The sequence below is a fragment of the Nocardia sp. NPDC003183 genome (assembly GCF_053590715.1).
In genome coordinates, this window is the sequence record NZ_JBSFTG010000004.1 from 444005 (window position 1) to 465351 (window position 21347).

A 21347-nucleotide genomic window follows, 5' to 3' on the forward strand; every position below is an offset into this window, starting at 1 on the left:
CTACGGTGAATACTGCGATTCCGCAGACCACCACGAAAGGGCAGCCATGGACCAGCTCGGAGTAGCGGTAGTCGGATACGGCCTGGCCGGGTCGGTGTTCCACGCGCCGCTCATCGCCGCCGAGCCGCGGATGCGAGTGGCCGCGGTGGTGACCTCATCGCAGGAGCGGGCCGCGCAGGCGCGGGCCGAGTATCCGGGAGTGCGGGTGTGGAAGTCGGCGCAGGAGATGTTCGTCGAGGACGAGGACGTCGATCTCGCGGTGATCGCCACGCCGAATCGCTCGCACGCGCCGCTGGCGTTGCAGGCGCTGGCCGCCGGGTTGCCCGTGGTGGTGGACAAGCCGTTCGCGGTGACAGCGGCCGATGCCGAGGAAGTGGTCGAGGCTGCGGAGCGGGCCGATCTGCCGTTGAGCGTTTTCCAGAATCGGCGCTGGGACAACGACTTTCTGACCGTGCGCGCGCTGATGGATGCCGGTGAACTGGGTGAGGTCCGGCGGTTCGAGTCCAGGTTCGAGCGGTGGCGGCCGGTTCCCAAGGGTGGCTGGCGTGAAGTGGGCGATGCCGAGGACGGTGCGGGGATCCTGTTCGATCTGGGCAGCCACCTGGTCGACCAGGCGCTGACGTTGTTCGGCCCGGTCACCGAGGTCTACGCCGAACTCGACCGGCGCCGCCCGGAGGTCGGAGCCGACGACGACGCCTTCATCGCCCTCACCCACGCCAACGGCACCCGGTCGCAGTTGTGGATGAGTGCCGTTGCGCCGCAACTGGGTCCGCGCCTGCGTGTGCTCGGATCCGCCAACGGCTACACCGTCTCCGGCCTCGACCCCCAGGAAGACGAACTGCGCGCAGGCCGCCGCCCGGACGACGGAAAACCCTGGGGCACAGTCCCACCCGAAAAGTGGGGCACCTTCGGCGCAGGCGAGGATCTACGCCCGATCCCCACCCTTCCCGGCGACTACCCCGCCTTCTACGCGGGAATGGCCGCCGCCCTGCTCGACGGAGCTCCGGTCCCGGTCGACCCCCGCGACGCCGTGGAAACCCTGCGAATTCTCGAATACGCCCGCCACGTAGCCGAACCCGCCGATCTCACTTCTTGACCACCGGCACCGAGTCGAGCCGAAGGGGTGATCCGACGGCTCCGTCGAGCACATCCATGCAGAGCCGCAGCCCGATGATGCGGAACGGCTGCAGCCGACTATTGCGCCGGCGCGATGTTCTGGTTGAGGTGGAACAGGTTGGCCGGGTCGTAGGTCTTCTTGACCGCGGCCAGGCGGTCGAAGTTCGGGCCGTAGTTGGCGCGGATGCGGCCCTGGTCGTCGGAGCCCATGAAGTTGATGTAGCCGCCGTCGGCGGTGTGGGGTTCTAGCGCGGAGTGGTAGTCGCGGACCCACCTGATGTTGGCGTCGTTGTCGATCGCATCGGGCCACATCCCGGCGATCACGGGGGCGAAATTCGCGGTGCGGTAGGCGAACGCGGTGTCGTCCACCGCGACGTCCTGCACGGCGCCGTCGATCGGGTAGAGGTGCATGGTGGACTGCACCGCGGGCACTCGCGGGCCGAACTCGAGATGAGCGGCGAGGGCGCCGTCGGTGAGTTCGGGTTGGAACGCCGCCTTCCAGTAGTGCTGCAGGCCGGGAGGAAGGAGACCGTCGAATGCGCTGTTGAGGGCCGGGTAGGGCATCCGGCCGACGTGCTCGGCCACCGGCGTCGCGACCGCCCGCAGGTCCGCGAGCAGGGCTTCGGCCTCCTGATCGGGGCCGTTGAAGCAGGACACCAGCAGGACGAACGGTTCGCCGACCCGTTCCTCGGGAATGAACGGCAGCGGCGGCGCGATCTGGAAGCCGGGGAAGGCGCCCATCGCGCGCGGTGCCGCCGCGATCCAGTCGCGGTAGGTCCGCAACAGCTCTTCGGCGACGTCGAGCTCGAAGAACATGGGTCCGCCGTAGATCGTGTCCACCGGGTGCAGGTCGAACTCCATTTCGGTGACCACACCGAAATTGCCGCCGCCGCCGCGCAGCGCCCAGTACAGATCGGGGTGCTCGGTCGCGTTCGCGGTCACGAAGGTGCCGTCGGCCAGCACCACATCGGCGGACCGGAGGTTGTCGATGGACAGACCGTAGGCGCGGGCGAGGTAGCCGATCCCGCCGCCGAGAGTCAGGCCGGTGACCCCGGTGGTGGAGATGATGCCGCCGGTGGTGGCGAGCCCGAAGGAATGCGCGGCGTGGTCGAAGTCGCCCCAGTCGCAGCCGCCCTGTACGCGGGCGATCCGCCGTTCGGGATCGACGCGGATGCCCTTCATGGCGCTCAGGTCCAAGACGATGCCGTCGTCGACGGTGCCGAAACCGGGCACGCTGTGGGAGCCGGCGCGGATGGCGAGGTCGAGTCCGCTCTCGCGGGCGGCGTCGACGGTGGTACGCACGTCGGCGACGTCTACCGCGCGGACGACCGCGAGGGGCCGGCGGTCGATCATCGCGTTGTAGACCGAACGCGCCTGGTCGTAGCCGGGTGAGTCCGCGGTGATCACCTCACCGCGAATCGCTTCGAGGATGGTCGATACAGGTGTGCCGTTCATTGTCGCTCCCTGGTCGGGTCGAGAATGAGCCGAACAAACGCAGTGCGTGATCGTGGAACGGAGGGGTGGATCGGACTGTCTCGATGGACCCCGAACTCAAATTACTCCGGTCGCCGTCCCTGGTTCAAGGTTCAGAGCTTGCGAGAGCGCAGCTCGTGACCCTTGGAGGTCTTGCAGCGCCCCGATTCCAGGTCCCATTGCCAGCCGTGCAGGTTACAGGTGAGGTTGTTACCTTCCACCACACCGAATTTGGAGAGGTCTGCCTTGAGGTGGGGGCAGCGGCGCTGGACTTCCCAGCCGTCGAGTTCGGTGACGGCGGAGTCGTCGTGTGCCTCGGAGAACCAGCCGTCGGCGTAGGCGATGCGCTCGTCGGTGAGGCACTTGAAGAAGGTGTAGAGGAACTCGTTGTAGCCGCCGATGCGCCACGCCTGGAAGCGGGTGGACAGGAAGATCGTGTTCACCCAGTCCGGCTCGTTGTCGCGCAGCACGGTGCGTACCAGTTCGGGGGCGATGCGGAAGCCGTAACGGTAGCGGCCTTCGCCCTCGAGCGGCGCGCGCACGGTGCGGTGCGGGAAGTCCAGGACGATGGTCTCCTCGCCGATCACCAGGCCCACGGGGTAGCCGATGCCGTCGCTGATCAGCGCGCTCTGCTTCATGATCGGTTCGAAGAGCTCACGCAGCGGCTCGAGCAGCGAACCCTCGCCGGTCTCCCACGACGCCTTCTCCGCGGCCAGCACCGGCGCGAAACGCTGTGCCATCTCCGCGATGTAGGCGGCCTTGTCGCCGTAGATCCGATCCGGGTCGAACGGGTGCGCGAGGTCGAGCTCCTTACCGCGCACATCGGCGACCGAACCGGGGATCATCAGGATCCCGCCGGAGTTGCCGTGAATGTTCATCTGATCGAGGAACACGATCTGGTCGGGGAAGATGTTGCCTTCGTCGCCGCGATCGTCGTTGAGGTAGCGCAGCTCGTCGTCGAGGAACACCGGCGGACCCGCCGAGGGCACCACCCAGGTCGCGCCGACCTGCTCGATGTAGGAGCGCGCGCGATCCATGCCACGCTGACGCTTCTGCTTGCCGAAGTTGGCCTTGGTCCGCGCCGGGATGTCGTACACGGCCGGGTACCAGATCGCGCCCGAGTACTGCAGCAGGTGGATGTCGATGTCGCCGAACGCGTCGTGGATGACGTCCATGTCCACCGGTCGGGCGTCGTTCATGTTGAAACAGGTGGTCTCACCGTCGGAGATGAGAATTCCGGAGTCGCCGATCGGGCCGTCGGCGGGCGCGCGCAACGCGACGATCATGATGTCCACGGAGCCCTTCGGCCCGGTGATCGTGTGCTTGACCGAGTCCTCGGTCTCGAAGAACTTGGTGAAACCCAGCGCCTCGAGCTCACGGCGCAGGTCGAGCACCGGGTAGTCGGGCAGCAGGATCGTGGCGTCCTTGTTCACGTACTTCGCCAGGTGGGCGGCGTCGAAGTGATCGCGGTGCAGGTGCGAGACGTACAGGTAGTCGACATCGCCGAGGGTCTCCCAGTCGAGCTGGGAGTTGTCCGGGAAGGGGAACCACGACGCGAAGTACGCGGGGTTCACCCAGGGATCGCACAGGATCGTGCCGGCCTCGGTTCGGATATGGAAGCCGGCGTGTCCGACGCTGGTGATCTGCACGAGCTGTTTCCTCCTACCAGGATCTGATTCGCCGGATCAATGGCGAGCTACCGCCTCGGGCCCCCTGACTGCTTCGGCGTACCAGCCAACCAGGGTAGTGGCTAAATCGTTACGTCACCGATGCAATAGCCCTCAGCGGTCGCGACAACCGTGAAAGTGCGCGTCCGCGTGCCCCCGGGTGAGGTGGTCACAGGGACGTGAACTGCCAGGTAGTCGCCACGAACCTGCTCGGATCGTAGCTCCTCGCCGGTGTAGGAGGTGACATTGCCTACTTTGCCCGAGTCGCCTGTCAAGGGGGCTGCTACGGGGTTGCCGGTGCCCTCGGGATCCCAGCTCGCGGGCGAGGCATTGCAGGTCAGCGGATGGTCTGCTTCGATATCTGCCGCGTTGAGTGGTTTGCCGGTGGCGCGGGCGAGGTAGCGGCGCACGGTGTGGCGCGCGTCGGCGTCGTCGTAACCGGGCTCGACGCCCGCCGCGGACACCCGTCCGCAGGCATATCCGGATGCCACGGATTCGCGGTCGACGGTGACGGTGACGGTTCGGTTACGCCAGGTCACGGTATCGGCGGTCGCGGTGCCCGGCGTGGCCAGGGCGGCCAGCACCGCCTGGGGATCGGCGTACATCTCGGCGACGGTGGCAGGCGGGATGGTCCAGCAGTTGTCCTGGAGTTCTTTCACCGTGCCGGTCTGTAGGTCGGCGGCCCAGCGGCGCACGGCGGTGACGGCGTCGGCGTGGCCCGCGACCGCGCCGACCTGGGGTGCGTCGGCGGGGAGCGGGCTGTTCGGCGCCGGTTCGCCGGGTGCGATGGCCTGGGTCGCCGTGGTCGTCGGCGCCGCGGCGGCCGTGGTCGACGCGGTAGTGGTCGTCTCGACCGGATCGCCCGGGATCCCCGACACCGAATCGCACCCGGCGACCAGGGCCGCGGCGACGGTCAGGCCCGTGACCAGCGCGTAGGCGCGGTGCGGGCGGGTCAGGGCAAGCTGGGCGCGTTCCACTACGACGTTCCTCGATTCCTAGGTCGTGGCACCCGCCTGTGACGACGGCGGGGAGTGACTGTCGGGGCGAGCGGACTCGCCGGGGTGTAGACCGGTGTGCGCGAAGCGGATTCGCTGCGCGGGCGAACGCCGCGATTCTACGGTCACGGCCCGCGCCGATGGCACCCCTGCCGATGCGGAGATCTACGACTACGCTTGCGTACTTGTGGAACCCCTCTACTTCTCGATCATCGGCGTGGCCCGAACCCTGTTCTTCCTCGAAGGTCTGAAGTTCACTGTCAAGGGGGCGGAAAACATCCCCGCCACCGGCGGCGCCGTGCTGGCGGTCAACCACACCGGTTACATGGACTTCACCTACGCGGGTCTGCCTGTGCGCACCCCCCGTCGCTACATCAGGTTCATGGCCAAGCAGGAAGTGTTCGACAACAACATCTCCGGCCCGATCATGCGCACCCTCAAGCACATCCCGGTCGACCGCACCGCGGGCGCCGACTCCTACCAATCGGCGGTGCAGTACCTGCGCGACGGCGAGCTCGTCGGCGTGTACCCCGAGGCCACGATCAGCCGCAGCTTCGAGATCAAGGAATTCAAGTCCGGCGCGGCCCGCATGGCACTGGAGGCGGGTGTGCCGATCATCCCGATCACCATCTGGGGCGCCCAGCGCGTCTGGACCAAGGGCTTCCCCAAGCGGCTCGGCCGCACCAACACCCCCATCTCGATCGCCGTCGGCACCCCCATCCAGCCCTACGAACCCGCCGCCGACCTCACCGCACAGCTGCGCTCCACCATGCAGGAAATGCTCGCCGACCTGCAAGAATCCTACGAGCACGAGCCCGGCGCCTACTGGGTCCCGAAACGGCTCGGTGGCAGTGCCCCTTCCCTCGAAGAGGCCACCGCCCTCGACGAAGCCGAAGCGGCCGAACGTTTCGCCCGCAAGGCAGAGAAAACACAGGACACCGAGGGCTGACATTTCGGCCTCGGGCGGGCTTACGCTCGGGAGATGACCACCGCGGCGGAGTTGAAGGCCCTGCAAGCTCCGGTGAAACAGCGCTACCGGGACGACCCGGCCGCCGCGGTCACCGCCCTGCGCGGCGCCGGTTCGTTCGCCGACCCCGGCATCACCTGCACGGTGCGGACCTTCGCCGGCCCGGTCCGCGCCGGCCTGCACCGTGCCACCGGCGGTGACGGCGCCGACGCCTGCTCGGGCGACATGCTGCTGGAGGCGGTGGCGGCCTGCGCCGGGGTGACCTGCCGCAGCGTCGCCACCGCGATGGGCCTGCCCATCACCGGCGCCGAGGTCGAGGCAGCGGGGTCCTTCGACGCCGCCGGCACCCTGGGCATCGATCGAACCGTGGAGGTCGGGGTTTCGCCGATCGCCGTGACGATCACCGTCACCACCTCGGCTGCTGTCGACGACGCCGCCCTGGTCAAGCTCGGCGAACTCACCGAGCGCTACTGCGTGGTCGGTCAGAGCTTGCGGAATCCGCCGACTGTCCGGGTGGTGAGCGCTCCGGCGCCGTGATCGCTACTGTGCCGTTCGGCTCGCGTGGCTGTCGCGTGCGATGTGGCGGATGCCTGCCGAGGCGGACTCAGCGCGGAATCCGGCAGCGGGTCGGTGCCGGTAGCTTGCCGCGAAGGTAGGCGGCGGGTGGGACGCCCATGAGGGTGCGGAAGTCGGTGGTGAGGTGGGACTGGTCGTAGTAGCCGGTACTCGCCGCGAGGTGTGACCAGGGGGTGTCGCCCGCGTAGGAGAGGACCCGCCGCAGGCGTTGAATACGAGCGAAATGCTTGGGGGACAGGCCGATTCCCATGGTGAACAGGTTGCGCAGCTGGCGCTCGCTGACAGCGAGGCGCGCGGTGAGTTCGGAGAGTGCGGGGGCGTTGTCGGCGGTGAGCGCCGAGATCGCCTCGCGCAGCACGATCCGGTGCGCCCGATCGGTATCCGATTCCGAGATAGTGTGCGGCAGTAGGTCTTCCAGGTGGGTTATCGCGTGTGCGGCGGGCACGCCCGTCAGTTGCGTCGCGAAACCGCCCAGCGGACCCGGCAATTCGTCGAGACGAAAGACGCGGTCGGTGAGTTCGCCCGCGGTCACGCCGAGCAGCTGGCGGGTCACGCCCGGTTCCAGGCGCAGCCGCACGCATCCGGCGGGCTCCTCGGGTGTCGAGTAGGACGCCTTCGTCTGCGCGCCGACGACGAACGCGCTACCGCGACCGGACTTTTCGGTGCGCAGGACGACCGTGGTGGTCGCGACGGGCGGATGCGCGAACGGCTGAGCGAGGTCGTCGAACAGTGGCGTGCTGGTGAGTTCGGTGAGCCACGGGCGCAACGATTCCGGTGTCGTCACGGGCGTCTCGATGTGCGCCGAGGTCAGATACTCCACCTGGTCGACTGTAGGCGGCGCGGGCCGGGATGTCCGTGCCGATTTCTCCTATCTTCGCAGGCAGCGCGGCGGCCATGCTCGTTCCATGATCCTGATCACCGGTGCGACAGGCACCATCGGAAGCGACATCGTGCGACAGCTGGCAGCCGAGGGCGTCGCCGTCCGGGCGGCGACCCGCGACCCGGAGCGGGCAGGGTTCCCCGCCGGGGTGGAGGTGGTGCGGGTGGACTACCGCGACCCGGCGACGTTCGGACCCGCCATGACGGGCGTAGCGGCCGCGTTCCTCGTCGGGATTCCCGGCCCGGACAGCACCGGCACCGATGCCGAACTGGTGGCTGCCGCGCGAAAGGCCGGTGTGCGGCGAGTGGTGAAGCTGTCCGCGGTCGGTACCGGCGACCCACGTCTCGGCGTGCCGGGTTCCTGGCATGTGCCAGGGGAGCAGGCCGTGCGCGACTCCGGCTTGCAGTGGACGATTCTGCGCCCCAATACTTTCGCGTCGAACACGTTCAGCTGGATCGAACCCCTCAGCAACGGTCACCCCGTCCCGAACCTCACCGGCGACGGCAGGCAGGCCGTGGTCGACCCACGCGATGTCTCGGCGGTCGCCGCAGCGGCGCTGCGCTCGAACGACCACCACGGCCGTATCTACACCCTGACCGGCCCCGACCTGCACACGGGCCGCGACCAGGCCGCCGTTCTCGCGCGGGTTCTCGACCGCCCGATCGCCGTCACCGACATCGCCGAAGCCGATGCCCGCGCGTTCATGGTCGCCGCGGGTCTTCCGCCCGCTTTCGTGGAAGGCTCACTGATCGGCCAGTCCTTCATCCGCGGCGGCCACAACGAGCTCGTCACCGACGACATCGAACGCGTCCTCGGCAGACCACCCCGCGGCTACGCCGCCTGGGCCGCCGACCACCGCGCCGCCTTCGCCCCCGTCGTCGCAGGCGGCGCGTTGAAGCCGAGCTGACCGGGCAGGGTCCGGTGCGTGGCGGCGCACCGGACCCTGCCGCTCAGTTCATGGTCAGCACCCACGACCCGTTGCAACCCCTGCGGGTGTTCATGTTGCCGTCGTAGACCCAGTTGAACCTGATCGGCGGGTTCGTCCGCACATTCCAATTCCCGGACGGTGAGGTGACCACCTTGCCGTTGCGCATCAGCACACCGACCTGATCGTGGTTGAACAGCCACTTTCCGCCACTGGTCGGGTAGTTCAACCGGACCGTCACCTGCCCGCCGGTGTGGTTCTGCACCACCAGGCACGAGTTCGGGTCGGAACGGTTGACCGCGTACTCCCCGAACCCTTCGTCCTCCACGTTCTCCCCACTGTCGGTGTACTCCACCGGGTCGGTGAAGTCGGCGTGCGCCGGTCCGGCCCCCAACACGGTCAGCGCCGTCATCGCGACGCCCGCCGCGATCATCCCCAGAGACTTCACAGTCGTTCCTCCCATGATTCCCGCGGTCACGACCGCCTGCGAAAAACCTTCCCCCGCAGCCTTTTCCGCATCCTTGTGACCTGCTTAACGACGCCCGCCGATGCGGGGTCTCACCGCCGCCCCGGGTGATGAGTGAGCCCGGATTTCGTAGTTCGGGAGTTTCGCGCTAAAGTTCGTACTCGCACGACGAAGTCACCGGCGCTCGCCGGATCGGTTTCGGAGGGCACGCGGATGTGGCGCAGTGGTAGCGCATCACCTTGCCAAGGTGAGGGTCGCGAGTTCGAATCTCGTCATCCGCTCAACGAACAGCCCGGCCATCGTGCCGGGCTTTTCTCATTCCCGGTGCCGGTCGAGGCGTGGGTGACGCAGCGCAGGCAGGAACTCGCCGATCAGGGTTCGGCGCCACCAGATCCGTTCGCGGAACAGTTCGGCGGGCGTACTGAAGTGGTACTCGTACAGCCGGGCGCGCACGTAGTGCGGCGGTGCGTCGGGGAAGGGGCAGCGCCGCAGCAGGCGCAGGGTATCGGGGTCGTTGTCGAGCAGCCGGATCGCCAACGGCAGTGCCCACGATCGCGCGTAGGCCGGCGACAGCGCGGCGAACCACATCAACCAGTCCAGCCGCAGGTGATAGGGCGCCCACTGGCGCGGACGGTACCGGGGGTCGCCCGGTTTGCCCTTGAACTCGTATTCGTGCCACACCGTGTCCGGCGTGAGGTGGGTGGCGTCGGTGCCCTCGAGCACGATCTCCTGGCGGACCCGGGTGATGCTGCCGAACGCTCCATAGGTGTTGACCAGGTGCAACGGGTCGAACGAGGCGTTCATCGCCTGCTGTGCGGAGAGGAGGTTGCGCACCGGCCAGAAGCTCAGCACCACGACCATCGCGACGAAGGCGACGACGGCGCCGAGGAACCATCCGGGCGGGTCGGCCACCGGCGGCGCGTCCGGCAGTACCGGGTACGCGCTGACCGCGGTGGTTGCCAGCAGCAGAGTCACCCAGTTGAGCCAGGCGAAATTGCCGGAGAGCACCAGCCACGACTGCGTGACGATGATGATGCCCGCCGCGACGCTCGCCACCGGCTGCGGCGCGAACAGCCCGAACGGCACGATCAGCTGCGCGGCATGATTGGCGGCGACCTCCACCCGGTGCAGTGGCCGGGGCAGATGGTGGAAGAACCAGCTCAGCGGACCGGGCATCGGCTGGGTCTCGTGGTGGTAGTACAGGCAGGTCAGGTCCCGCCAGCACCGATCGCCGCGCATCTTGATCAGCCCGGCCCCGAACTCCACCCGGAACAGCAGCCAGCGCGCGGCGAACAACACCAGCAGCGGCGGCGCGACGGTGTCGTTGCCGAGGAAGATCGCCAGGAACCCCGCCTCGAGCAGCAGCGATTCCCAGCCGAACGAGTACCAGGTCTGCCCCACGTTGACGATCGACAGATACAGCGCCCACAGCAGCAACCACAACGCCATGGCCGCCCACAGCGGCACCAGATCGGCGACACCGAGCGCGACCGCCATCGCGAGCACCGCACCGAACCAGGCGATGCCGGCATAGAACCGATCGGAGTAGTGCAGCTGGAACAGGCTGGGTGACCGGCGGAACGGCGTCCGGGCCAGGTATCGCGGGATGGGCAGCATCCCGCGCTCACCGAGGAGCGCGCGGAACTGTAGTGCCGCCGTCAGGAAGGCGAGGGCGTAGATCACCGCCAGGCCACGCTGGAAGATCAGCCTGCCCTGCCAGTACTCCGGTGCCGTGAACCACTCCATGCGTGTGCTCCCGGTGGTCGACGCCCGCACCAGGGGAGTACCCGCGATCGGCGCGACGAAAATCTAGGGCCGCTCGAGTCCGGTGCCGCTGACCAGCGCGCCGCGCAGGTCGGGCTCGGTCCAGTGCCCGGCGATGCCGGGCCACACCCGCAGATAGTCGACGATGCGATCCAGATCCCAGCCGTGTGATTCGCGCAGCCCGGCGCCGATCATCGTCAGATATCGGGCCGAGGGCCGTCGCAGGGCCACGGTTTCCGGATCCCACGGTGAGGTGAAGGTGAGGACGGGAATCCCGTCGTGCGTCCCCGCGTGCACCACCGTCTCGTACCGACCCGGCCCGAGCCGCACCGCACCGTCGGCGAGGACCGGCGCCGGATCGAAGTCGATCGCCGGACTTCGATACATCTCCTGCGCCAGCAGGTCACCGAACTGACCGACGGTCAGCAAGTACCCCCGTGCCGCCGCGCCGACCGGCCTGCCCGCCGCCGGGCGCGCGGCATAGAACCCGACCCCGCCGGTCCACACGGGGCTCTGCCAGGCGAAATACAGACTTCCCGGTAGGTCGAGCGGTGCGACGGCGGCCGGTGCGGACCGGTCACGGAACCCCGGATAGGTGTGGTCGGTTCCGGGCGGGGTGCCGCCTTCGCGGTAGTAGGCGAACCGCCGCGCGTGCATGTTGGAGCCGTACGCGGCGTACCAGACGTGCTGAGCTGTCGTCACGGGCTCACCTCGGGTGGGTCACGGTTCATGAGCGCAGGAAACGAATCCGCTTCTGCTGTCGATTCTTCCTTCGAATGGGGTCGGACATCGAGGGGAGAGATCATGAGATCAGTAATCACGGTGGCCGCGCTGGCGGTGCTCGCCGGTGGGCTCGCCGCGTGTGACGGTGCGTCCACGCCATCGCGCCTTCCGGTGACCACCCAGCCCGCGGATCAGGGCAACGCTTCGACCGTCGCGCCTGCCTCCAACGAGCCACCCACCGCGCCCGGCACCGGCCCGAGTCCGGCCGACCTGCCCACCCGCGACGACGCCACCGTCGACGCCCGCGACTACCAGCAGCGCAACAACTTCTACTTCCAGTCGCCCACCGGCAACATCCTGTGCGGCTTCGTCGAAGAGGGCACCCTCGGTGTCGGCTGCCAGCTGGCCGACACACACGTGATCCCGCCCGAACTCCCCACCTGCGACAACTCCCCGGCCCGCAAGGTCGCCGCCCATATCTACGGCGGCACAGCGGAATTCTTGTGCACCAACCAGGGCTTCTTCGTCGGCGAGCCGGTGGACGGCACCACCAAGGGCGGCGGAAAAACCCTGAACTACGGCGACACCATCATCGTCCGCGGCGCCGCCTGCACCTCCACCCAACAGGGCGTCCGCTGTGACGCCGGCGGTCACGGCTTCTTCATCTCGGCAGATCAGCAGTACCTGTTCTGACTCCGATCACCGGACAGAAACAGAGGCGAGGTCCGTAGATTTACGGACCTCGCCTCTTGCCGACGGTCTACTGCGCGGTCGACTTGAACCGGCGCAGGCGCAGGCTGTTGCTCACCACGAAGACCGAGCTGAACGCCATCGCGGCGCCGGCCAGCATCGGGTTGAGCAGGCCCGCCATGGCCAGGGGAATCGCGGCCACGTTGTAGGCGAAGGCCCAGAACAGGTTGCCCTTGATCGTGGCCAGGGTGCGCCGCGACAGGCGGATCGCGTCGGCTGCGGCGCGCAGATCGCCGCGGACGAGGGTGAGGTCGCTGGCCTCGATGGCGACGTCGGTGCCGGTGCCCATCGACAGGCCCAGGTCGGCCTGGGCCAGGGCGGCCGCGTCGTTGACGCCGTCACCGACCATGGCGACGACCTTGCCCTCGGCCTGCAGCCGCTTGACGGTGTCGACCTTGTCCTGCGGCAGCACCTCGGCGATGACCTCGTCGATGCCCACTTCGTCGCCGATGGTGCGGGCCGCGCGGGCGTTGTCACCGGTGAGCAGGATCGGTGTCAGCCCGAGCTCGCGGAACTGCGCGATGGCCTGCGCCGAGCTCGGCTTCACCGCGTCGGCGACAACCAGCACGCCGCGCGCGCTGCCGTCCCAGCCGATCGCGACCGCGGTCTTGCCTGCCGATTCCGCTTCCGCCAGCGCGGTTTCCAGCGTCTCGGGCAGCGGTTGTGACCAGTCGGCCAGCAGTCGCGCCCGGCCGACGATCACCGCGTGACCGTCGACCACGCCCTGCACACCGAGGCCTTCGACATTGGCGAAACCCTCCACCGGCAGCAGGGTGCCGAACTCGTCGCGTGCGCCCTTGGCGATGGCCTGCGCGATCGGGTGTTCCGACGAATCCTCCAGCGCACCAGCGAGTTCCAGCACCTTGCTGCCGAGTTCGCCCTCGGCGGGGATCACGTCGAGCAGCGTCATCTTGCCGGTGGTGACGGTGCCGGTCTTGTCCAGCACGATGGTGTCGACCTTGCGGGTGGATTCGAGCACTTCGGGTCCCTTGATCAGGATGCCCAGCTGCGCGCCGCGGCCGGTGCCGACCATGAGCGCCGTTGGGGTGGCCAGGCCGAGGGCGCAGGGGCAGGCGATGATCAGTACCGCCACGCCCGCCGTGAAGGCGGCGGCGATGGCTCCGCCGGTGCCGAGCCAGAATCCGAGGGTGGCGACGGCGAGCGCGATGACGATCGGGACGAAGATGCCGGAGATCCGGTCGGCCAGCCGCTGTGCCTGTGCCTTGCCGGTCTGCGCGTCCTCGACGAGCTGTGCCATCTGGGCGAGCTGGGTGTCGGCGCCGATCCTGTTGGCGCGCACGACGAGTCGTCCACCGACGTTCACGGTGGCGCCGGTGACGCCATCGTCGACGCCGACCTCCACCGGCACCGACTCACCGGTGAGCATGGACGCGTCGACCGCCGACGTCCCCTCGGTGATCACACCGTCGGTGGCGATCTTCTCACCCGGCCGCACGACGAACTCGTCACCGACGGCCAGCTGTTCCACCGGAATTCGCGTCTCGACGCCGCCGCGAAGAACCGCGACATCCTTCGCGCCGAGCTCGAGCAGGGCCCTCAGCGCCGCGCCCGCCCGTCGCTTCGATCGTGCCTCGAAATACCGCCCGGCCAGGATGAACGTGGTCACGCCCGCCGCGGCTTCGAGGTAGATGCTGCCGGTGCCGTCCATCCGCGCGATGGTGAACTCGAACGGGTGTTTCATGCCCGGCGTGCCCGCCGTGCCCCAGAACAGCGCGTACAGCGACCAGCCGAAGGCCGCGAGCGTACCCATCGACACCAGGGTGTCCATGGTGGCGGTGCCGTGCTTCAGGTTGGTCCACGCGGCTTTGTGGAAGGGCAGCGCGCCCCAGATCACGACCGGTGCGGCCAGCGTGAGCGAGAGCCACTGCCAGTTGGTGAACTGCAGCGCCGGGATCATCGCCATCGCGGTCACCGGCACGGTGAGCAGCGCCGACACGATCAGCCGGGTGCGCAGCGAAGCCGTCGGGTCCGCGTCGGCGACCGGCGTTTCGTCGGTCTCGGGCTTCTTCGGCGCGGGGAGTGCCGCGGTGTAGCCGGCCTGCTCGACGGTGGCGATCAGCGCCTCGGGGGAGACGTCACCGGTGAAGTCGACGCGTGCCTTCTCGGTCGCGTAGTTGACCGTGGCGGTGACCCCGTCGAGCTTGTTGAGCTTCTTCTCGATCCGGTTCGCGCAGGAAGCGCAGGTCATGCCACCGATCACCAGTTCTACCTGGCCGGTGCCCGGTGGGTGTGTCACGGCGGTCATGGGGTGCTCCTTCGTTCCTGATAGCAATTCTTGCTGAGCGATCACGGGTGAAACAGGTGGGGTCAGTGGCCGTGGCCGGGGGTGCCGTGGTCGGCGGGCGCGCTGGTCGGGGCGGGGTTGCTCGCACCGGTGGCGTTCGGCGTGGCGACCCGCACCGTGAACTCGGCGGTGCATACCACGCCCTGGTGCTGGAAGTCGAGGAACAGGCGATAGTCGCCGGCGCTCGGCGCGTTCACGATGAAGTCGATGCCGGGTCCGGCGGGGGTGACTCCGTCGCCGGGCGCGCCCTCGGGATGAACGTGCAGGTAGGCGAGGTCGGCGGCGCGCAGGGCCACCAGGTGACCGTAGGCCCCGAGGTAGGGCTGCAGGTCGGTGACCGGGGTGCCGTTGCGGCTGACCGAGAGCGTCACCTTCGACGCGGTGCCGGGGGCGACCGTGCCGTTCAGCGCGACCGTGTACTCACCGACCTGCGCGGTGGCGGCGGGGGCGGGCAGTGCCTGCACGTCGTAGGTGCCCGCGACGCGCAGATCGGCGCCGAGCGTCAGGTTCGACCCACCCTCGGGGGTGAAGTCGGCGTAGACGCGGTAGTCGCCGCCCCGGCTGAGGTTCAGCGGAACTGTCCAGGTTCCGGCCGGGTCGAGGACCGGGTGGACGTGCTGGAAGCCCGCCATGTCGCGTCGGACCACGATCAGGTGCAGGTCCTTGTCGTGGCTGTTCACGTACTTCGTCACCGGTGCGCCGTTCGCGTCGAGGATACGAAAACTTGTCGGCGACTGCGGTGCGGTGGTGGTGTTCGGCTTGTCCAAGGCCAGCGTGTAGCCCTGGTCGGTGGCGAGCAGCCCGCCGGGGAGATCGGCGGACGGTGCCGCCGCGGTCGAGTGCTCGCCGTGCCCGGCCGGTTCGGAAGGTTGCGGACCGACCAGGGCGCCTGCGGCCAGAGCGATCCCGAAGACCGCCGCGAGGCCGAGGGTGAATCCGGCGAACTTGCCTGTTGCGTTCATCGGGATGCTCCGTATCCGTTCAGTCTGCGAGCTGGAAGCCGGCCGCGGCTACGGCGTCGGCGAGGGCGGTGCGTTCGGGCTCGGTGCCGTCGATGGTTACCGAGCCCGCGGCCAGGTCGACATCGACGCCGGTGACGCCGGGTAGGGCGCCGACCTTGTCGCGGACCTTGTTGACGCAGCAGCCGCAGGTCATACCGGTGACGGTGACGGTGGTGGTGCTCATGGAACTCTCCTCGTTTCGCTCTCGATCATTACCATACCCCCCTAGGGTATTTTGTCAAACGGTCGCGCCGGCCTTGTCGGCGGCCGGGGTCCGCATGGTCGCCGCGGTGATGCCCGCCCCTGCCAGGGCGAGCACGCCCGCCCCCAGGAAGGCCGCGGAATAGCCGTCGGTCAGTGCCGAGGTATCTCCCAGCTCGCTCGCGCCGAACGCGGCGGCCACCGCCGTCATCGCGGCCAGTCCGAGCGCCGAACCCACCTGGTAGCTGACGTTGACGATGCCCGAGGCCAGCCCACCTTCCTCTGGTCGTGCCGCCGAGATAGCGGTGCCGAGCGAGGGAATGAAGGCCAGCGACATACCCCCCGCCGCTATCAGCGAGGCGGGCAGCACGTCGATCCAGAAGTTTCCGGTCGGCCGCACCAGCGACATCACCCCGAGGCCGAGACCGAGCACGATCAGACCGGTGACGATCATCGGCTTGGCGCCGAAACGCTGCATCGCCTTCGGGGCGAGCACCACCATGCCGAGCATGATCAGCGTGGTCATCGGCAGTAGTGCCGCACCCGACGGGAACGCGCTGTACCCGAGCACCTGCTGCAGGTACAGGTTGAGGAAGAACCACATCGGCACCCACGCGGCGGCCATCGCGAACTGGGCGAAGTTGGCGGCGGCCAGGTTCGGTGCGCGGAAGATGCTCAGCCGCATGAGCGGCTCGCTGCGCCGGGACTGGATGGCGACGAAGCCGGCCAGCAGCGCGGCGGCCAGTGCCAGCACACCCCAGGTCTCGCCCGAAGCCCAACCGACCTCCGGCGCCTGCACGATCGCGTACACCGCGGCCGCCAAACCGGCTGTCACAGTGACGGATCCGGCGATATCGATGGACCCCTTGCGCGCCGGAGCGGCGGGCATCAGCAGCGGCACGGCGATCAGCGCCAGCACGGCGATCGGAATGTTGATGTAGAAAACCCAAGGCCAGCTGATGTATTCGGTGATCACACCGCCGAGGAACACGCCCGCGGTGCCACCGGCGGGCGCGGCCGCGCCATACACGGCGAGCGCCTTGGTGAGCTCCTGGGGCGAGCCTCCGAACAGCATCATCAGCAGCGTGAGCGCGGAAGGCGCGATCAGCGCCGCACCACCACCTTGGATCGCCCGACCGGCCAGCTCGACGCCGACAGTGCCCGCGGCACCGGCGATGACGGAGCCGACGCCGAGCACCACCCAGCCCGCGGCGAATACCCGGCGAGCGCCGAGTAGGTCGGAGAGCCTGCCGCCGAGCAGCAGCAGACCGCCGAACGCCACCACGTAGGCGTTGAACACCCACGTCAGATTGCCCGGCGTGAATCCGAGTTCGGCCTGCATCTTGGGCAGCGCGATCCCGATGATCGAGGTGTCCATGATGACCATGAACTGCGCGGCGGCGATCACCGCCAGCGCCCACCACTTCCGGGTGGATTGCGATTGCGTAGTCACGACTTTCGTCCTTTCGAGCGGGGTGTGTCCCGTGCTCGGTACCATACCCCCCTAGGGTATTAATGTGTCAAGCAAAAACCCGGCTCGCGTGATGGTGCGAGCCGGGTCTGAGTGCTGCCCCGAGGTGTGCCCTGGGATTTAGCCGGCGTGGAGGTTGCGCGCCGTGGGGGAGGTCGGTGTCGTGGCCGGGTCGGGGGCGGTGCCGAGGAGGCGGTCGGCGGTGCCGGAAGTGGTCACGGTGAACCAGTAGTGCTCGTTCTTGTAGTGGTGGTGGCGGTGGTTACGCCAAATAGCCCGGTACAGGGCACGTTTCGGCTTGTAGTCGGTGTGGATCAGGTAGTGCGTCCACTCGTAGAGCAGGCCGAGTGTGGTGATGGTGAGCAGGAAGGTGAGGCCGAGGCCGGTGCGGGGGAAGGCCAGTAGGGCGATCGCGACCAGGGCGACGATCGTGAGCAGCAGCGACTTCGGCGGGATGAAGATCAGCGGGATGTCACGCGGGTCGACGTGGTGCTCGCGGTGTTTGCGGGCCAGCTCGCTGTCGAGAGTCAGCGGGCCGAGATGCCGTGGACGCCAGTGCAGCACGGTGACGTGGATGATCCACTCGATGAGCGGGAACGCGGCCAGAATCACCACGGGGACAAGGGCATCGGTGAGCTGCCAGTCGCCGATGGCGATGCGGGTACCGGCCGCGACCACGAAGACCGCGGCGATCATCCAGGGTGACGGATGCCGGAGGAATTCGCGGGCCGCCTCGCTCAGGGGCATGCTGCGCCGGATCGACCGTGGCGAGCCTCGGTCAGGAGTTCGGCGGGTTTCGGTCGCACGGGATTCTTCGGAGTCGTGCGACGTCGTTGTCGGACGGTGATCGGTCATGTCATTCCTCGGGTGGATCATGCCCCGTCGAGGGCATGGATCAGGGCGGTGGTCGCCGGCCCGAGCAGTGCTCGAGCGGTGTCGGCGGCCCGTTCCGGCTCGCCCGCGGCGATCGCGGCGGCCAGGTCTCGATAGGCGACGCCATTGCCCACCTCGGCGGACATGATCGGCGCCAGCGCGGCCAAGGCGGGTTCGTAAGCGGCGCGCAGCATGGAATACATCAGCCGGAAGGCGATCGAATCGGCGAGGTCGAGGATGTGGTCCCAGAATTCGAGGGCGATCCGTTGCTGGGTGAGTGGATCCGATTCGGCGACAAGGGAATCGACGGATTCGCCCAACAGGCCGAGGTCGCTCGCGACGCGCGAATCGTCCGCACCGCGCGATCGAACCCGCGCGGCGGCCAGCTCGGCGATCTTCGGCCCGTTGTGCAGCCGCGCCTCGAGAATGCTGCGAGCGACCGCGGGATCGATCGAATCACCCCGAAGCAGCAGTCGCGGAAGCACTTCCAGTCCGGCGCTGCGCCGATAGTCGAGCACGGTCGTCGCCTCGCCTTGCCGAACGGCCACCAGCCCCGCCGCGGCCAACCGCTGCAACGCCTCCCGCACCGCGGGCCGCGACACCCCCAGCGCCTCGGCCAGCTGCCGCTCACTCGGCAGCGTGCTTCCCGCCGCCAATTCCCCGCCCAGCACTTCGGCGGCGATCTGTTCGAACACATCACCGGAAACCGAGCGCTTCACCACGGGAGTCCATGCCATACCTCGATGATGCGCCATTGGAGGTAAGAGGTCAAGTGGCCAGACCAGTTGGATCACGAAAGAAGGGTGGCAAAGCTACCTGGTGGTCTAGCTGGGGTCGGAACCCCGGATGGCGGAAAGCCAGGTGAAGGTGGCGGCGGCGACCGTCGTGGTGGCGACGAACGCGCCGATTCCGCCGTTCATGACATAGACCCACAGCAGGCCGACGAGGGGAGCGCCGACCGCCTGCTGAATATCGAGGACCAGACGGCGGGCGATCCCGAACGTGGGCGGATCGATAGGGCGGGAGGGATTGTCCACGAGATTGCCCGCCGGCTCGGTGGTGCGCACACGCCCCGAGGGGAAGAATCGCGTGTCCCCCGCGCGGATGGATCGGGCGGTCAGCTCCAGCTCGGCCGGAGTGAGCGTCGACAGCGCCGGCTCATAGAACACCGGCTGCCACACCATCCGATCACCACTGCTGATCTCCAGCCACGACCGGCTGACCAGCCGATACTGCTGCCGAACCCGCCTACCGCGCACAGCCCCTGCCGCAACGAGCCCGCTCGGGAAAACCCCGAAGGCAAGTCCGCCTTGATACGCGGTATAGGCGAGTACGGCGAGAGCGACCACGGCGAGCGCACTCAGCTGATCGACATCCGCGAACGGCACCCACACGGCGATCACCGCGAGGGTGCCGCTCGTGACGAGCAGCGGATAGGTGAGTGTGCGCGCCGGGCCGTCGCTCACTTCAGGAAGACTTCCGTGCTCACTTCACGAAGCCGATCTTGGTGTAGTCGTAGGAAGCGAGGCCTGCCGCTCCGAAGTTGGCCAGGTTGTCCCGAACTCCGAGATTGCCTGCGGATTGCATGAGCGGCAGGGAATGCCCCTCCTCGAATACCTTTCGATCGATCTGGTTGGCCAGCTCCTTAGCCTTGACCGGATCGAGCTCAGAGACGGTCTGCTCGATGAGGGCGTTGATTTCGGGAGAGCCGATGCGGCCGTAATTGCCCTGGATGTCATCCGGGTACAAGCCGTAGATCTGCGTCAGGCTGCTGAGCGGGAAGGCGTCGCCAGCATAGAACCACTGTCCCACATCGAAATTGCCCGGCTTGAGGACATCGGGGAACAGGCCGGCGCCCGCCTTTGTCTCGATGGTCAATTTTACGCCGATTTGCGCGAGGTTCTGCTGGATGATCTGTGCGGTCTGAATGTTGGTCGGGTCGTTGTACATCACGTCGCGGATCTCGAGCTTCCGGCCGTCCTTTTCGCGCACATCCCCGTTGAGCTTCCAACCGAGGGCATCCAGCTCTTGCGCGGCGGCCGCCGGGTCATACCCGATGCTGTTGTCCTGGTATCCATCCTGGCCCTGCAGGTAGACGTGATTGTTCAGCGGTTTGGGGTCACGGACGAGCCCGTTCTGGATGGCGGTGGCGATACCCTGCCGGTCGATCGCCTTCGAGATCGCAACACGGACACCCTGGTCGGCCAAGACAGAACCGGGAGCACCGTTGAAGGTGAAGTGACCCCAACCGTTGCCGGGCGCTCGGCGGATCGCGATACCGGGCGTACTGCTGACCGACTTCAAATCGTCGCGACTGGCGATTCCTACCGCGTCGATCTCGTTGTTCAGGAGTGCGGGCGTGAACGCGGAACTATCGAGCACGCTGAAGGTAATGGTGTCGAGTTTCGGGGTGTCACCCCACCATCGGGGATTGCGGCCGAGGGTGACCCGGCCCTGTCCGCGGTCGACGGACTGGATGACGAACGGGCCGGACGACAGCGTCAGAGCCTCGACCTGGCTGTTGTTGAACGCGTCGGCGCTCGAGGTGACAGACTTCGGGTAGAGGAACGAGTTGCCCGCGAGTTGTCCGCGCCACTCCGCGTAGTGCTTCTTGAAAGTGATGACGGCCTGCTTGTCATCGACACCGCGTTCGACCTTCTCGACCCGATCGAAGCCATAGTTGAGGGCAACGAGATACGCCTTGTCCGCACCACTGAGTGCCGCAGCCTGGGACCGAATATCCTCCCAGGTAATCGGCGTGCCGTCGGACCAGACCGCCTTCGGATTGATCGTGTAGGTGACCTGCTGTGGCTCGGTGTTGGTCAACGCGATATCGGTGAAGTAGTCGGTGTTGACCGAGAGGTTCGCTGCTGCGTCGGTTTTGAACGCACGCGGCATCACCGGACGCAGTATCGAGCCGGTTCCCCCGGTATTGCCGTCGGTGTGCAGGCCATTCCAGTTCTCCGGCAGCGAGGTCAGCGCCAGTCGAAGATTGCCGCCGTCACGAAGTTCGCTGACGTCCTTAGGATTGATGTCATTGGTGGTGCCGAGCGCGGCGTCGCCGTCGGACACGACATCGTCGCCCGAGGCACACCCGGCAGCGATCAAACTGACGATGACCAGGGGTATTGCCAGTCGGGTGGTCATTGAACGAATCCGCATGGTTCGCTCCTCTCCAGAAATTGCTGACGAGT

At 67.7% G+C, this 21347-nt stretch carries 20 protein-coding genes and 1 tRNA gene; 6 read left to right on the forward strand and 15 right to left on the reverse strand.

The annotated features are described in order from the left end of the window. Positions 1-46: 46 nt before the first annotated feature. Positions 47-1096 carry a Gfo/Idh/MocA family protein gene (locus tag ACWDXS_RS17950; RefSeq protein WP_449966873.1) on the forward strand — a complete coding sequence of 350 codons (1050 nt, stop codon included), beginning with the start codon at positions 47-49 and terminating at the stop codon, positions 1094-1096. Positions 1097-1194: 98 nt separating this feature from the next. On the opposite strand, the gene ACWDXS_RS17955 is transcribed toward ACWDXS_RS17950, so the two are convergent. The 3 genes from ACWDXS_RS17955 to ACWDXS_RS17965 all read right to left on the reverse strand — a co-directional run bounded on the left by ACWDXS_RS17955 (position 1195) and on the right by ACWDXS_RS17965 (position 5233). Further along, positions 1195-2571 (reverse strand): FAD-binding oxidoreductase, encoded by a 1377-nt coding sequence (locus ACWDXS_RS17955; RefSeq protein ID WP_449966875.1) that lies wholly within the window; start codon positions 2569-2571, stop codon positions 1195-1197. Between the two features lie 131 nt (positions 2572-2702). Continuing rightward, the gene (locus ACWDXS_RS17960; protein ID WP_378989456.1) at positions 2703-4238 is read right to left on the reverse strand and encodes a Rieske 2Fe-2S domain-containing protein; all 1536 of its coding nucleotides are present in this window, start codon (positions 4236-4238) and stop codon (positions 2703-2705) included. Between the two features lie 101 nt (positions 4239-4339). Beyond that, on the reverse strand, positions 4340-5233 hold the full coding sequence (locus tag ACWDXS_RS17965) for a hypothetical protein (RefSeq protein WP_449966878.1): 894 nt from the start codon (positions 5231-5233) through the stop codon (positions 4340-4342). A 205-nt stretch (positions 5234-5438) separates the two neighbouring features. On the opposite strand from ACWDXS_RS17965, the gene ACWDXS_RS17970 reads away from it, so the two are divergent. Together ACWDXS_RS17970 and ACWDXS_RS17975 are read left to right on the forward strand one after the other, a co-directional pair. Beyond that, complete coding sequence (locus tag ACWDXS_RS17970) at positions 5439-6200, forward strand: lysophospholipid acyltransferase family protein (RefSeq protein WP_378989458.1); 762 nt, start codon at positions 5439-5441, stop codon at positions 6198-6200. 33 nt (positions 6201-6233) lie between these two features. Continuing rightward, positions 6234-6755, forward strand: a complete 522-nt coding sequence (locus ACWDXS_RS17975; RefSeq protein ID WP_449966881.1) for an OsmC family protein — start codon at positions 6234-6236, stop codon at positions 6753-6755. A 67-nt stretch (positions 6756-6822) separates the two neighbouring features. Here ACWDXS_RS17975 and ACWDXS_RS17980 read toward each other — a convergent pair whose 3' ends face one another. Further along, the gene (locus tag ACWDXS_RS17980) at positions 6823-7614 is read right to left on the reverse strand and encodes a helix-turn-helix domain-containing protein (RefSeq protein WP_449966884.1); all 792 of its coding nucleotides are present in this window, start codon (positions 7612-7614) and stop codon (positions 6823-6825) included. Between the two features lie 85 nt (positions 7615-7699). Here ACWDXS_RS17980 and ACWDXS_RS17985 point away from each other — a divergent pair, with 85 nt between their 5' ends. Continuing rightward, positions 7700-8581: an SDR family oxidoreductase gene (locus ACWDXS_RS17985; RefSeq protein WP_449966887.1), complete on the forward strand. Its 882-nt coding sequence runs from the start codon at positions 7700-7702 to the stop codon at positions 8579-8581. Positions 8582-8624: 43 nt separating this feature from the next. On the opposite strand, the gene ACWDXS_RS17990 is transcribed toward ACWDXS_RS17985, so the two are convergent. Further along, entirely contained in the window at positions 8625-9047 is a 423-nt protein-coding gene (locus tag ACWDXS_RS17990; protein ID WP_378637916.1) for a hypothetical protein, read from the reverse strand. Positions 9048-9274: 227 nt separating this feature from the next. Here ACWDXS_RS17990 and ACWDXS_RS17995 point away from each other — a divergent pair. Next, positions 9275-9346, forward strand: a tRNA-Gly gene (locus ACWDXS_RS17995). Between the two features lie 34 nt (positions 9347-9380). On the opposite strand, the gene ACWDXS_RS18000 is transcribed toward ACWDXS_RS17995, so the two are convergent. Together ACWDXS_RS18000 and ACWDXS_RS18005 are read right to left on the reverse strand one after the other, a co-directional pair. After that, on the reverse strand, positions 9381-10811 hold the full coding sequence (locus ACWDXS_RS18000) for a lipase maturation factor family protein (protein ID WP_449966890.1): 1431 nt from the start codon (positions 10809-10811) through the stop codon (positions 9381-9383). Positions 10812-10874: 63 nt separating this feature from the next. Further along, positions 10875-11531: a histone deacetylase gene (locus ACWDXS_RS18005; protein WP_378989465.1), complete on the reverse strand. Its 657-nt coding sequence runs from the start codon at positions 11529-11531 to the stop codon at positions 10875-10877. 102 nt (positions 11532-11633) lie between these two features. On the opposite strand from ACWDXS_RS18005, the gene ACWDXS_RS18010 reads away from it, so the two are divergent. Continuing rightward, positions 11634-12245, forward strand: a complete 612-nt coding sequence (locus ACWDXS_RS18010) for a DUF6636 domain-containing protein (RefSeq protein ID WP_378989466.1) — start codon at positions 11634-11636, stop codon at positions 12243-12245. Between the two features lie 67 nt (positions 12246-12312). Here the strand turns inward: ACWDXS_RS18010 and ACWDXS_RS18015 are convergent, their stop codons facing one another. The 8 genes from ACWDXS_RS18015 to ACWDXS_RS18050 all read right to left on the reverse strand — a co-directional run bounded on the left by ACWDXS_RS18015 (position 12313) and on the right by ACWDXS_RS18050 (position 21315). After that, a complete protein-coding gene (locus ACWDXS_RS18015) occupies positions 12313-14568 on the reverse strand; it encodes a heavy metal translocating P-type ATPase (RefSeq protein ID WP_449966895.1) in 2256 nt (751 codons plus the stop codon). A gap of 62 nt (positions 14569-14630) precedes the next feature. Continuing rightward, positions 14631-15569: a hypothetical protein gene (locus tag ACWDXS_RS18020; RefSeq protein WP_449966898.1), complete on the reverse strand. Its 939-nt coding sequence runs from the start codon at positions 15567-15569 to the stop codon at positions 14631-14633. A 19-nt stretch (positions 15570-15588) separates the two neighbouring features. Then, on the reverse strand, positions 15589-15792 hold the full coding sequence (locus tag ACWDXS_RS18025) for a heavy-metal-associated domain-containing protein (protein ID WP_101464960.1): 204 nt from the start codon (positions 15790-15792) through the stop codon (positions 15589-15591). A gap of 54 nt (positions 15793-15846) precedes the next feature. After that, positions 15847-17262 carry an MFS transporter gene (locus tag ACWDXS_RS18030; RefSeq protein ID WP_449966902.1) on the reverse strand — a complete coding sequence of 472 codons (1416 nt, stop codon included), beginning with the start codon at positions 17260-17262 and terminating at the stop codon, positions 15847-15849. Between the two features lie 138 nt (positions 17263-17400). Next, positions 17401-18027, reverse strand: coding sequence for a sterol desaturase family protein (locus ACWDXS_RS18035; protein WP_379312214.1), 627 nt, complete (start codon positions 18025-18027; stop codon positions 17401-17403). A 125-nt stretch (positions 18028-18152) separates the two neighbouring features. Beyond that, positions 18153-18890 (reverse strand): FadR/GntR family transcriptional regulator, encoded by a 738-nt coding sequence (locus ACWDXS_RS18040; protein ID WP_449966905.1) that lies wholly within the window; start codon positions 18888-18890, stop codon positions 18153-18155. Between the two features lie 87 nt (positions 18891-18977). Continuing rightward, the gene (locus tag ACWDXS_RS18045; protein WP_449966908.1) at positions 18978-19619 is read right to left on the reverse strand and encodes a hypothetical protein; all 642 of its coding nucleotides are present in this window, start codon (positions 19617-19619) and stop codon (positions 18978-18980) included. 19 nt (positions 19620-19638) lie between these two features. Next, on the reverse strand, positions 19639-21315 hold the full coding sequence (locus ACWDXS_RS18050) for an ABC transporter family substrate-binding protein (protein WP_449966911.1): 1677 nt from the start codon (positions 21313-21315) through the stop codon (positions 19639-19641). Positions 21316-21347: the final 32 nt, after the last annotated feature.